Origin of the sequence: Actinomadura sp. CNU-125, from assembly GCF_001942465.1 — a bacterium.
Classification (GTDB): domain Bacteria; phylum Actinomycetota; class Actinomycetes; order Streptosporangiales; family Streptosporangiaceae; genus Spirillospora.
On record NZ_MKJY01000077.1, the window covers coordinates 55,990 to 68,587 of the forward strand.

Sequence of the window (12,598 nt, forward strand, 5' to 3'; positions counted from 1 at the left end):
GACTCCTTGTAAACGACTACGCGACGTCAGCGCGCACCGGATCGGCGGACGGTGCGGGCCCGCCGCGGGACCGCCGCGGGACCGCCGCAGGGCCGCCGCGGAACCGTCCGGAAACGCGGCGCAGGTCACACCATCGACGATGTTCGGAAATACTGGCGTGACCCGTGCGGTGCTAGGGGGTGTGCGGTGGACTCGGCGAACGCCCGGGGGACGGTCGGCACGACCGTCCCCGCGGACGGTCCGGACGAGCGCGGGAAGCGGCGTGCGGACGGGCGCGACGGGCGCGACGGGCGCGACGGGCCCGGAACGGCGCCCCGGTTCATGGTCGTCCTGGCCTGCGCGGCGGCGGTCTGCTACGCGTCCTTCCTGCTGGAACACCTGTTCAGCCCCCAGCTCGACGCCGTCAACGGGTACGTCAGCGAACTGTCCGCGGCCGACCAGCCGTTCCGGTTCGTCTACGGCGGCGGCGACGCGCTGACCGGCGTGCTGACGCTCGCGCTCGTCGCGGGCGCGCTGCGCCGGCTGCGGCGGCGCCCGCTGGCGACGGCCGGGTGGTCGTTCCTCGGCGTGTTCGGGGTCTGCGCCATCGGGGACGCCGTCTTCCCGCTCGACTGCGCGCCGAGCCTGCAGACGTGGTGCGCGCTGCGGGAACGGTCGTCGCACGTGTCGTTCTCGCACGCGTTCCACTCGTTCACCAGCAGCGCCGTGATCGTCTGCGGGGTCGCCGCGCTGCTGCTGCTGTCGCTGGCCGCCCGCCGGTACGGGTGGTGGCCCGCGCTGGCCCGCTGGGGCTGGCTCCTCGCGCTCACCGAGTCGGTGTTCGCCCTCGGCACGCTCGCGGCCATGTACCACGGGCAGTGGCTCGGGATCGTCCAGCGCTTCCAGATCGGGATCCTGTGCCTCGGCCTGCTGACGATCGCGTGGGCCCTGCATTCCGACCGCCTGCGCGCCGCGCGGGACGCGCGCGCGGCCCGGGAGGGCGCCGGGTGAGCGAGGTCGCGGGCGAGGTCGTGAACGTGGGGCGCGAGCAGGTCCACGTGGTCCGCTCCGGGCCGCTGGACGGGCCGCCGGTGCTGCTCGACTCCGGGCTCGGCGGCGCGTGGTTCGACTGGGAGCCGCTGACGGCCCTGCTCCGGGACGCCTGCCGGGTGACGGTGTTCGACCGTCCCGGCCTCGGGGCGAGCCCGGCCGGGGCCGCGCCGCCGTCGCTGCGCCGGGACGTCGCGCTGGCCGCCGCCCTCGCCGAACGCCCGGCGGGGCGGCCCGCACGGCCGGTCACGGTGGTCGCGCACTCGATGGCGGCGTTCCACGCGGAGGCGCTGGCGCGCGTCCGTCCCGAACTGGTCCGGGCGCTCGTCCTGGTCGACCCGAGTCACGAACACGACGCGCGCGCGAGGGTGCGGCTCTCGTCCGTCCTGTCCCCGGCCTGCACGGCGGTCGGCGCGCTGCTGGAGGCGACCGGCGCGGCCGGTGTCGTGGGGCCGTGGGGACGCCGCGCGGTGCTGCGGCACACGAGCCGCGCGGGCGACCCGGCCACGGACGCGGCCGTCCGTGCGGTGTACGGGCGCGGGACGGTCCTGGGCACCACCTTCGCGGAGAACTTCGCCTACCGGGAGATGGCCGCGGACCTCGTCGCTCTGCGCGCGCGCCGCCCGTTCCCGCCCGTCCCCCTGGTGGTGTTGACGGCCCTGGACGACGTCCGGCGCGAAGCGTGCAGGCGCGCGTGGGCGGACGGGCACGCTCGTCTGGCGGCGATGTCCCCGCACGGTCGGCAGGTAAAGCTTCCGGAGGCGCGCCACATGATCCACCTGGACCGTCCGGACGCGATCGCCGACGCGGTCGCCGAAGCGCATCGGAAGATCCCGGCGTGAGGCGGGCCGGGCGCCTGCTCGCGGCGGTGCTCCTGATCGCCGCCCTGTCGGGCTGCGACGCGATGCAGCGGATCTCCGAAGGCGCGTACCGCAACGCCGTCAGCGACGGGACGACCGACGAGCTGCGGGCACGCGGCGTCGAACTCGAACACCGTCCCGACTGCGCCTTGGCGGAGACGGGGTCGGACGCGCTCGTCCGGGTGCACTGCAAGGCCCGCACCCGGACGGGCGAACCCGTCACCGTGCGGGGCGTCGCGCACGACGCCGACACGCCGCGTCCGCGCGAGCAGTACGTCGTGACCGTCGGCGAACGTGAGATCTTCCGCACGGATTGTCTCGGCCCCGACTGCGATTAGCCGCGGCCCAAAGATCCGCATACGGCGAGGAAAAACCGGCCACTCACCGCATACGTCACCACACACAGGGCGATATCGGGTTCGTGGAGATGACTCGGAAGAAAGCCGCGATCCTCGGGTCGGCCGTGGCCGCGCCCTGGTCCTGGGCGGGGTCGCCGCCGCCGCGATCGTGCTGCTGACCGGCGGCAAGGAACTGCCCTACAAGACGCAGTCGGAGATGCGCGGAGCGATGCCGTCGATGGCGGCGGCCGAGCTGAAGGCACGCGGCGTGACCCTGGCGGGCCCGCTCGACTGCGAAGGCGTGCCGGGCTGGACGAACCAGCGGTTGCGCGTGTCCTGCACCGGGACCACGACGGACAAGAAGCCGGTCGAAGTCCTCGGCAGCGGGCAGATGCAGACGCAGGACGCCTACTACACGATCCTCGTGGACGGGCAGCCGCTCGTGGAGAACCTCGCGTGCATGGGCGACGGCTGCCAGAAGGACGAGTGACCCGGACCCGGACGCGACCGTCCTCACGTTGATCTGCGGCGTGTTGCCCTTATGGACGCCCGAGTTAGGGCAACACGCCGCAGATCAACGAAACCCGGGGGGGATTTGGGGTGGCCGGAAACCTCGCAGTGAAGATCGCCACTCCGGGCGGTGGTCGTCAAGACGGGTGAAAGAACGTCCTACCATGCGATGAGCTGCATCATCGCAGAGCACCGCATTCCGCGCCGGTGTTCTTTCACCGTCTGGAGCCGCCATGTCCGGCAGCACGTCGGCGAGGGGCGAGCCGTCGCGTCCGTCGCGCCACGGGACGGCGCCGGCCCGCCGCGCGGGGACGGCCCGGCGGGTCCGCCCGCTGCCGATCGCCGTCGACACGATGGGCGGCGACCACGCCCCCGCGGAGATCATCGCGGGCGCGGTGGAGGCGGTGCGCGAGCACGACGTCCGGCTCGTCCTGGTCGGCCAGGCGCCCCGGATCCGCCGCGAGCTGGACCGGTACGGGATCACCGGCCAGATCCCGATCGTGCACGCCGACGAGGCCCTCGACATGGGCGAGGGCGCGCTGGCGAGCTGGCGCAAGCCCCGCTCGTCCATCGCGATCGCCTGCCACCTGATCAAGCAGGGCCGGGCGTCGGCGCTGGTGTCGGCGGGCGGCACCGCCGGGGTGGTGGCGACGTCCCGGCTGCGGCTGAAGGGGCAGCAGGGCGTGATGCGGCCCGCGATCGCGGTGACGCTGCCGTCCCGGCCCGGACCCACGATCCTGCTGGACGCCGGCGCGACCGCCGACGTGAAAGCCGAGGGCCTCGTGCAGTACGCGGCGCTCGGCACCGCCTACGCGCAGGTGTTGCTCGGCACCGAACGTCCCCGGGTCGGGCTCCTGACCATCGGGGAGGAGCCGGGGAAAGGCAACAAGCTCGCCAAGCGCGCGCACGAACTGCTCGCGAGCGGCAACCACGGCATCGAGTTCGCGGGGAACGTGGAGGGGCACGACCTGCTGCGCGGCAGCGTCGACGTGATCGTCACCGACGGGTTCACCGGGAACGTGGCGCTGAAGACGATGGAGGGCACGATCCGGACGGCGTTCGCGGAGATCCGCGACGCGATGACGTCCACCGCGACCGCCCGGATGGGCGCGCTGCTGCAGCGCCGCCGGATGGCCGGGCTGCGCGACCGGCTCGACCCCGACACCTACGGCGGCGGCGTCCTGCTCGGCCTGAACGGGACGGTCGTGATCGCGCACGGCGCGGCCCGGGCCCGCGCGATCACGTCGGCGTGCGAGCTGGCGGACCGGCTCGCCGCGGGACGCATCGTGGAGCGGATCCGCGAGCAGGTGGCGCTGACGCGCACCCACCGGTTCGGGCGCTGGACGCACGGGACGGGCGACGAGAAGAACGCCGACCGGCCGAACGAGACGGCGTCCGAAGCGGGCGACCTTCCGGCCGCCTCGGCGAACGGCGGTCCGGGCGGGGGCGTCCTCGACGCGCCGCCACCGCCGCGTTCCGCCGAGGACGCCGCCCCGGACGACGTCGAGCTGCCCGGCGGCAAACCGTGATCGCGACCTGCGGGCGATCCGCGCGGCCCGCATGGGAAAACCAGGACGAGGTAGCGCGCGCGGGCCGATAGCCTTTGTGCATGTCCGACCCGCAACTCGTACTCGCCGCCCGGGTCCAGGCCGCGCTCGCAGCCGCCTTCGGACCGTCTTACGCGGACGCCGACCCGGTCATCCGGCCGTCGCAGTTCGCCGACCTTCAGGCCAACGTGGCGCTGCCGCTGGCCAAGAAGCTGGGCCGCAAGCCGCGAGACGTGGCGAACGAGATCACCGAGCATCTCGACGTCGCCGGCCTCGTGTCGAAGGTCGAGGTCAGCGGGCCCGGCTTCATCAACCTGACGCTCGCCGACGAGTGGATCGCCGGGGAGGCCCAGCGGGCCCTGGAGGACGCGCGGCTCGCCGTTCCGGCGGCCGCGGAACCGCAGAAGATCGTGGTCGAGTACTCCTCGCCGAACGTGGCGAAGGAGATGCACGTCGGCCATCTGCGGACCACGATCGTCGGTGACGCGATCGCCCGCATCCTGGAGTTCCTCGGGCACGACGTCGTCCGCGACAACCACGTCGGCGACTGGGGCACCCCGTTCGGGATGCTGATCGAGCACCTGCTCGACCTCGGCGAGGACGCCGCCGCGCGCGACGACTCGTCCGTCCGCGACCTCACCGCCTTCTACCAGGCGGCGCGGAAGAAGTTCGACGGCGACCCCGTGTTCGCCGACCGGGCCCGCAACCGGGTGGTCGCCCTCCAGGCGGGCGACCCGGAGACGCTGCGGCTCTGGCAGATCCTCGTGGACGTGTCGAAGCGGTACTTCGAGTCCGTCTACACGCGGCTCGGCGTCAGCCTCACCGACGACGACATCAAGGGCGAGAGCTTCTACAACGACCTCCTCGCCCCGACGGTGCGGGAACTCGAAGACAAGGGCATCGCCGTCGTCAGCGACGGCGCGCTGTGCGCGTTCCCGCCCGGGTTCACCGGCCGCGAGGGCGAGCCCCTCCCGGTGATCATCCGCAAGAGCGACGGCGGCTACAACTACTCGACGACCGACCTCGCGACCGTCCGGTACCGGGTCGACACCGAGCACGTCGACCGGATGATCTATGTGGTGGGCACCCCGCAGTCGCTGCACTTCCAGATGATGTTCGCCGTCGCCCGGATGGCGGGCTGGCTCGGCGACGACGTCCCGGCCGAGCACGCGCAGATCGGCAACGTCCTCGGCACCGACGGCAAGATCCTGAAGACCCGCGCGGGCGGCACCGTGAAGCTCGCCGAACTGCTGGACGAGGCCGTCGAGCGGGCCGGGGCCGCGTTCGACCAGATCGAGCACGTCGAGGAGTTCGACGACGCGACCCGGTCGCAGATCGTCGAGGCGGTCGGGATGGGCGCGGTCAAGTACGCCGACCTGTCGGTGGCGCGCGACAGCGAGTACGTCTTCGACTTCGACCGGATGATCTCGTTCAACGGCAAGACGGGCCCGTACCTGCAGTACGCGGCCGCGCGGATCCGGTCGATCTTCCGCAAGGGCGGCATCGCGCCGGAGGACGCGACCGGCCCGATCGTCCTGCGCGACCCCGCCGAGCGGGCGCTCGCGCTGACGCTCCTCGGATTCGGCGCCGCGCTGGAGCAGGCCGGTGCGACCGCCGAGCCGCACAAGCTCGCGGGCTACGTGTACTCCGTCGCCGACGCCTACACGACGTTCTACGAGAACTGCCCGGTGCTCAAGGCCCCCGACGAGGACACGAAGGCGTCCCGGCTGGCGCTGTGCGCCGCGACGCTCCGCACCCTCGAAACCGGCCTGCACCTCCTCGGCGTCCCGACCCCGGAACGCATGTAGGGCCTCAGCGGGCGGCGGGCGCCCCCGTCTCCGGGGTTCCCGGCGCAGGTGCGCCCGTCCCGGGTGCCCCCGCCCGTTCCCGCGCGGCCTGCTCCCGGACGGACGGGACGATCTCGAGCGCGAACTCCGCGAGGTGTTCGGGCGCGCCCGCGAACAGGAACGTGTCGACGCCGTGCCCGACGGCCAGTTCGGTGAGTTCGTGGATCCACTGGCGCGGCGGGCCGTGCAGGAATCCGCGCGACTCGCGGGCGATCGTCCCGTCCAGCACGTACCCGCGCCGGATGTCGGCGGGGTCGCGGCCGACGCGGGCGGCGGCGGCGTCGATGCGGCGCCGCGCCTCGGGCAGCCGCTTCGGCGGGACGCGCGCGGACCGGGCGCGCAGCCGTCGGCGACGGCCGGTCAGGTCGAGCCGCGCGGCCCGTCCGTGCCGAGCCAGATCGGGATCCGCCGCCGCGGCGCCGGCCCGGCCTGCGGCGCCGCGAACCGGTAGTGCGCGCCGCCGAACACGAGACCGCCCTGGTCGCTCCACTGCAACCGGACGACCTGGACCGCCTCCTCCAGCGCGGCCACGGCGGACGCACCGGGCGCGGGCCGTCCGCCGAACGCCTCGACACCGGCCGGGGACGCACCGGCGCCGAGCCCGAGTTCGGCGCGCCCGCCGCTGAACCCGTCCATGGTCGCGATCGCCTTGGCGAGGGCGGCGGGCGGGCGCAGCGGCAGGCACGCCACGGCGGGCAGCATCCGGATCCGCGACGTGACGGCCAGCGCGGCCGCCAGCACCGCCAACGCGTCGGCGCTGCCGCGCCGGTACGGCTCGTCGCGGACGCCGAGCAGGTCGAGCCCGAACCTGTCGGCGTCCTGCGCGGTGCGGATCAGCGGCTCGGCGCCGTCCGGTCCGAGCGACAGCCCGAACCGCAGCGGTCGCCGCGTCACTGCAGGTAGCCTTCGACCTCGTCCGGCGGACGCACCCCGGCGTCGTCCGGGTTCTCGCCCGCGTCGAGCCGGGCGCGGCGGCGGCGCAGCAGGTCCCAGCACTGGTCGAGCGCGACTTCGAGGTCCTGCAGCCGCCGGCGCTCCTCGGCCCGGCTCAGGTCGCCGCGCTGGAGACGTGCCCGCAGGTCCTGCTCCTCGCCGACGAACTCGCCGATGCGGGCGAGGATGTCCTCTTCCTTCATCGGTCAGCGCCCGCGCCCGATCCCGTTGCCGGTGAGGCCGCTGAGGAACCCGCCGGGCGACGTCCGCGGCTCGACGAACGGCGCCGCGGGCGGCACGGTCGCGGCCGCGGACCGGGCGGCGGCGACGGCACGGGCGGCCGGGCTTCGGCCGACTGATCCCGCCCCCTTGGCGGACGCGCTCGTCGTGCGGGACGTCGTGCTCCTGCGGGCCGTCGAGGCGCGCGGGCCGCTCTTCTTCGCCGTGCTCGCCTTGCTCGTGCTCGCCTTGGACGTACTGGCCTTGCTCGTGCTCGCCCTGGCCGAACCCGACTTCGCCGAACTCGACTTCGCCGGGGTCGTCCGGGCGGTCGTGGTCGACCGGGAACGCGAGGCGGCGGAGGTCGACTTGCGCGCGGTGCCGGACTTGGCGGTCGAGCTCTTCGCCGCGGTCGTGCTCTTGGCCGCCTTGGCGCGTTCCTTGCTCATCTCCTTGGCCGCCGCGTCCATCGCCTTGGCGGCGTCGGTCATCGCCTTGGTCGCGGTCGTCATCGCCTTGGTCATCGCGGTCATGGCCTTCGCCGACGACGACGCCTTCGTCGCGACCGACTTCATCTTCGTGGCGGCGGCCTTGGCCTCGGACGCCGCCTTGGTCACCCGCGTCCCGGCGGCGGTCGACGAGCGGCTCGTCGCGGCGCTCGTCCGCGACGCGGGCTTCTTCGCAGCGGTCTTCGAGGCGGACGCCCGCGACGTGGACGCCTTCGTGCCGTTCGACTTCGCGGAGCTGGTCTTGGACGACTTGGTCGCCCTGGTCTTGGCAGGCATGCGATCTCCCCCCTGTGATGATCGGGAGATCTATTCCACAGAAGGTGAAGCTCTACACACTCCGCGTCATTCGGGTTTCACACCCCAACCGGGTGCCAGACCGTCTTGGTCTCCAGAAACGCGGTCATCCGGGCGGTTCCCGGCTCCGCGCCCCAATCGGAATCGCCCGGACGGACCACCCGTTTGAGGTTCCCGGCGGCCTTCTCCTCCAGGTCCGCGACCGCGTCCGCCGGGACGCCCGCGAGGTCGAGCGCGTTGACGTCCATGTGCGTCGCGAGCCACGGCGCCAGCTCGTCGCGCCGCCCGGTCAGGATGTTGAGCACGCCGCCGGGCAGGTCGGACGTGGCGAGCACCTCGGCCAGCGTGACCGCCGGGAGCGGCGCGGGCTCGGACGCCACGACCACCGCCGTGTTCCCGGACACGATCGCGGGCGCGACCGTCGAGACGAGCCCGAGCAGCGGCGAGTCGGGCGCGACGACGCCGACGACGCCGGTCGGTTCGGGCGTCGAGAAGTTGAAGAACGGCCCCGCCACCGGGTTCGCGGACCCGGCGACGGCGGCGAGCTTGTCCGCCCACCCCGCGTACCAGACCCACCGGTCGACGGCCGCGTCCACCTCGGCCGTCGCCGCGCCCTTCGAGAGCCCCGCGGTGCGCAGCTCGTCCACGAACTGAACGCGGCGCCCTTCGAGCATCTCCGCGACCCGGTAGAGGATCTGCCCACGGTTGTAGGGGGTGCGGGCGGACCAGCCGCCGAACGCCTTGCGGGCCGCGCCGACGGCGTCGCGGACGTCCTTGCGGGAGGCGTGCGAGGCGTTCGCGACGAACCGTCCCTTCGCGTCGGTGACCACGTACGACCTGCCGGACTCCGATCGGGGGAACGCGCCGCCTATGTAGAGCTTGTACGTCTTGCGCACGCTCAGCCGCTCAGACATCGAGATACGCCTCCAGTCCGTGGCGTCCGCCCTCGCGGCCGAACCCCGATTCCTTGTAGCCGCCGAACGGGGACGCCGGGTCGAACTTGTTGAAGGTGTTCGCCCACACCACGCCGGCCCGCAGCCGCTGCGCCGTCCACAGGCTCCGCGAGCCCTTCTCCGTCCAGATCCCGGCGGACAGCCCGTACGGCGTGTTGTTGGCCTTCGTGACGGCCTCGTCCGGCGTGCGGAACGTCAGCACCGACAGGACGGGCCCGAAGATCTCCTCGCGCGCGATGCGGTGCGACTGCGCGACGCCGGTGAACACGGTCGGCGCGAACCAGAACCCGCGGTCCGGCAGCTCGCACGGCGGCGACCAGCGGGTCGCGCCCTCGGCCTCGCCGGACGCCGACAGTTCGCGGATCCGGTCCAGCTGGGCGGCCGAGTTCACGGCCCCGACGTCGGTGTTCTTGTCGAGCGGGTCCCCGACCCGCAGCGTCGCCATCCGCGCCTTCAGCCGCTCCAGCAGCTCGTCGGCGACCGACTCCTGCACCAGCAGCCGCGACCCGGCGCAGCACACGTGCCCCTGGTTGAAGAAGATGCCGTCGACGACGCCCTCGACGGCCTGGTCGAGCGCGGCGTCGTCGTAGACGATGTTCGCGGCCTTGCCGCCGAGTTCGAGCGTCAGCCGCTTGCGCGTCCCGGCGACCGTCCGCGCGATCTCCTTGCCGACCTCGGTCGACCCGGTGAACGCGACCTTGTCCACGCCGTCGTGGGCGACGAGCGCCCGGCCGGTCTCCCCGGCGCCCGTCACGATGTTGACGACACCGGCCGGAAGCTCGGCCTGCCGGCAGATGTCGGCGAACACCAGCGCGGTCAGCGGCGTCGTCTCCGCGGGCTTCAGCACCACGGTGTTGCCGCAGGCCAGCGCGGGGGCGATCTTCCAGGCGAGCATCAGCAGCGGGAAGTTCCACGGGACGACCTGCGCCGCGACGCCCAGCGGCCGCGGGTCCGTCCCGAACCCGGCGTACCCGAGCTTGTCGGCCCAACCGGCGTAGTAGAAGAAGTGCGCGGCGACGAGCGGCACGTCGACGTCGCGGGACTCCCGGATCGGCTTGCCGTTGTCGATCGACTCCAGCACCGCCAGCTCCCGCGCCCGTTCCTGGACGATCCGGGCGATCCGGTACAGGTACTTGGCGCGTTCGGCGCCCGGCATCGGGCCCCACACCTTGTCGAACGCCGTCCGCGCGGCCTTGACCGCCCGGTCGACGTCGCCCTCGTCGGCGCACGCGACCTCGGCGAGCACCGTCTCGTCCGCCGGGTTGATCGACTTGAACGGCTCCCCGCCGCCCCGCACGAACTCGCCGTCGACGAACAGCCCGTACGACTCGCGGAGGCGCGCGAGCGACGCCGACTCCGGCGCGGGCGCGTACTCGAAAACCATGATCAGTCCAGGGTGAAGTAGTCGGGACCGGAGTACACGCCGGTGGCCAGTTTGCGGCGCTGCATCAGCAGGTCGTTGAGCACGCTGGACGCGCCCAGCCGGAACTGCTCGGGCGCCAGCCAGTCGGGCCCGGCCGTCTCGTTCACCAGCACCAGGTACTTGATCGCGTCCTTGGTGGTGCGGATCCCGCCCGCCGGTTTCACCCCGACCTGCCGTCCGGTCGCCGCCCGGTAGTCGCGGACGGCCTCCAGCATCACGAGCGTGACCGGCAGCGTCGCCGCCGGGGACACCTTGCCCGTCGAGGTCTTGATGAAGTCGGCGCCCGCGCGCATCGCCAGCCACGACGCGCGCCGCACGTTGTCGAGCGTCGCCAGCTCGCCCGTCTCCAGGATCACCTTCAGGTGCGCCGACCCGCACGCGTCCTTCACGGCGGCGATCTCGTCGGCGACCTTCGCGTAGTCGCCCGCGAGGAACGCGCCCCGGTCGATCACCATGTCGATCTCCGCGGCCCCGGCCGCGACCGCCGCCCGCGTGTCGGCGAGCTTCGCCTCCAGCGGCGCCCGCCCGGACGGGAACGAGGTCGCGACGCTCGCGACGCCGACGCCCGTCCCGTCCAGGGCGCGCACGGCGACGTCGACGAGGTCGGAGTAGACGCACACCGCCGCGACCCTCGGCACGCCCGGGTCGTCCGGATCGGGCCGGGCGGCCTTGGCGCACAGCGCCCGCACCTTCCCGGGCGTGTCGGCGCCCTCCAGCGTCGTGAGGTCCACCATCGAGATCGCGAGGTCGATCGCCGCGGCCTTCGCCGACGTCTTGATCGACCGCGACGCCAGCCGGGCCGCGCGCTCCTCGGCCCCGACCCGGTCGACGCCGGGCAGCCCGTGCAGGAAGGCGCGCAGCTCGGCGGCGCCGGTAAGAGTCTCCGTTGACACGCCCTCAGCATCGCCGAAGTACGTCACCGGGACAAAACGCGGACATCACGACGGGACGACACGTCCGTCATTGCAGTCGGCGGAAGTCGCCGAGCCAGGCGTGGTTCGCGCCGACATGCCCTGGCCGCGCTGCCGCACCGTCAGCGTGGCGAACACGCTGTTGAGCAGCCAGGGCGGCTTGGTCGCGCTCCACCCGGCCGTCATGGAGGGGATCTGCCGGAAGCCGTACGTCGCCACGGCCAGCCGCCCGGTGCTCCGGAAACGCTCCGTCTGGTCCCGCAGGAAATGTTCCTTGGCCTCGAACCAGGGGCTCTGCGCGAGGAACTCGTTCCACTTGCGCTGCGGGAAGGGACGTTCGATCGCTTCGCCGATGACCTGCCATACCCGGGTGTCCGGGGCGTAGCCGTGGCGCCGGGCGAAGGCGGCCGGGATCCGGTCGGTCATGTGCTTCTGCCAGTACCAGACCAGCGAGAACTCGGTGACCAGGAAGGTCTGGTCGGGGCGGAGCCGCGGCAGGGTGTAGTCCAGGAAGTCCTGGATCAGCGTCTCGTCGGGAACGTGCGGATGGAGGTCGACGCCCTCGATCTCGGGCGTCTCCCGCACGAAGGCGAGGTAGCGCTCGACGGCGGGAGTGCGCTTGCCCGGTTGGTCCAGCCGGTTCAGCGCTCCCATGAACAGGTGGGTGGAGCAGTCCGCCCCGCAGACCTCGGCCCTGGTCTCGATGACGTGGCGGGCGACGGTCTCGTAGAACCGGTTGAGCCGCTCGTCGCGCTCGGCCGGCATGCTCTCGATGAACGGCTCGTTGCCCACGGTGATGACGTCGGCCGTCCCGAGCACGTGCGGCAGCACGCGGTCCAGCCGCTCCAGCTCGGCGGCCATCTCCGCGCTGCCCGGACGGGGGAAGGGGGTGCCGGGCTTTGGGAACGTTAAGGGCGAGCAGAGTGCGATACCCCCGGTCGTGGGCGTCGCGGATCGCCCGGACGGTGTCGCTCCGCGCCGGCGGGACCTCGTCGGCCTCGGGCATCGCGTAGAAGCCGCGCACCCAGCCGGCGCGCGCCGCACGCAACTCCCGGTAGTTCACCTGGTCGAGGTTCTCGTTGTAGTTGGCGCCGAGTGCGCCCAGCGCGGGCAGCGGCGCGATCCGGACGCCGCCCGCGTCCCGGCCCGGGCCCGCGGCGGCGGTCGCCGGGCACGCGGAGAGGGCGGGGAGGCGGCGTCGAGGGCGGCGGCGACGGCGGCCGGT

14 protein-coding genes are annotated in these 12,598 nt (G+C 73.1%); 6 read left to right on the top strand and 8 right to left on the bottom strand.

Features of this window, described 5'->3' with window-relative positions; all coding sequences use genetic code 11:
* Positions 1 to 186: 186 nt before the first annotated feature.
* From BJF79_RS10680 to argS, 6 genes are all read left to right on the top strand, one after another.
* On the top strand, positions 187 to 990 hold the full coding sequence (locus tag BJF79_RS10680) for a DUF998 domain-containing protein (RefSeq protein ID WP_262401826.1): 804 nt from the start codon (positions 187 to 189) through the stop codon (positions 988 to 990).
* Positions 987 to 1,871 (top strand): alpha/beta fold hydrolase, encoded by an 885-nt coding sequence (locus BJF79_RS10685; RefSeq protein ID WP_262401827.1) that lies wholly within the window; start codon positions 987 to 989, stop codon positions 1,869 to 1,871. Before BJF79_RS10680 ends, BJF79_RS10685 begins: the two co-directional genes overlap by 4 nt.
* Positions 1,868 to 2,227, top strand: a complete 360-nt coding sequence (locus BJF79_RS10690; protein ID WP_075896699.1) for a hypothetical protein — start codon at positions 1,868 to 1,870, stop codon at positions 2,225 to 2,227. The genes BJF79_RS10685 and BJF79_RS10690 overlap by 4 nt, the downstream gene beginning before the upstream one ends.
* Before the next feature lie 169 nt (positions 2,228 to 2,396).
* A complete protein-coding gene (locus tag BJF79_RS10695) occupies positions 2,397 to 2,717 on the top strand; it encodes a hypothetical protein (RefSeq protein WP_262401828.1) in 321 nt (106 codons plus the stop codon).
* 253 nt (positions 2,718 to 2,970) lie between these two features.
* On the top strand, positions 2,971 to 4,266 hold the full coding sequence (gene plsX / locus BJF79_RS10700) for a phosphate acyltransferase PlsX (protein ID WP_143219835.1): 1,296 nt from the start codon (positions 2,971 to 2,973) through the stop codon (positions 4,264 to 4,266).
* Between the two features lie 80 nt (positions 4,267 to 4,346).
* Complete coding sequence (gene argS / locus BJF79_RS10705) at positions 4,347 to 6,092, top strand: arginine--tRNA ligase (protein WP_075896701.1); 1,746 nt, start codon at positions 4,347 to 4,349, stop codon at positions 6,090 to 6,092.
* Between the two features lie 4 nt (positions 6,093 to 6,096).
* Here the strand turns inward: argS and BJF79_RS55330 are convergent, their stop codons facing one another.
* The 8 genes from BJF79_RS55330 to BJF79_RS10745 form a co-directional block, all read right to left on the bottom strand.
* Positions 6,097 to 6,360: a hypothetical protein gene (locus tag BJF79_RS55330; RefSeq protein WP_075896703.1), complete on the bottom strand. Its 264-nt coding sequence runs from the start codon at positions 6,358 to 6,360 to the stop codon at positions 6,097 to 6,099.
* A 131-nt stretch (positions 6,361 to 6,491) separates the two neighbouring features.
* Positions 6,492 to 7,025: an LLM class flavin-dependent oxidoreductase gene (locus BJF79_RS10715; protein ID WP_075896705.1), complete on the bottom strand. Its 534-nt coding sequence runs from the start codon at positions 7,023 to 7,025 to the stop codon at positions 6,492 to 6,494.
* Positions 7,022 to 7,267 carry a DUF2630 family protein gene (locus BJF79_RS10720; RefSeq protein WP_075896707.1) on the bottom strand — a complete coding sequence of 82 codons (246 nt, stop codon included), beginning with the start codon at positions 7,265 to 7,267 and terminating at the stop codon, positions 7,022 to 7,024. The genes BJF79_RS10715 and BJF79_RS10720 overlap by 4 nt, the downstream gene beginning before the upstream one ends.
* 3 nt (positions 7,268 to 7,270) lie before the next feature.
* Positions 7,271 to 8,068: a hypothetical protein gene (locus BJF79_RS10725; protein WP_075896709.1), complete on the bottom strand. Its 798-nt coding sequence runs from the start codon at positions 8,066 to 8,068 to the stop codon at positions 7,271 to 7,273.
* Positions 8,069 to 8,145: 77 nt separating this feature from the next.
* Entirely contained in the window at positions 8,146 to 9,000 is an 855-nt protein-coding gene (locus tag BJF79_RS10730) for an aldehyde dehydrogenase family protein (RefSeq protein WP_075896711.1), read from the bottom strand.
* Entirely contained in the window at positions 8,993 to 10,423 is a 1,431-nt protein-coding gene (locus BJF79_RS10735; protein ID WP_075896713.1) for an aldehyde dehydrogenase family protein, read from the bottom strand. Before BJF79_RS10735 ends, BJF79_RS10730 begins: the two co-directional genes overlap by 8 nt.
* A gap of 2 nt (positions 10,424 to 10,425) precedes the next feature.
* A complete protein-coding gene (gene deoC / locus BJF79_RS10740; RefSeq protein WP_075896727.1) occupies positions 10,426 to 11,355 on the bottom strand; it encodes a deoxyribose-phosphate aldolase in 930 nt (309 codons plus the stop codon).
* A 45-nt stretch (positions 11,356 to 11,400) separates the two neighbouring features.
* Positions 11,401 to 12,234, bottom strand: a complete 834-nt coding sequence (locus BJF79_RS10745) for a hypothetical protein (RefSeq protein WP_143219836.1) — start codon at positions 12,232 to 12,234, stop codon at positions 11,401 to 11,403.
* Between the last annotated feature and the right edge of the window lie 364 nt (positions 12,235 to 12,598).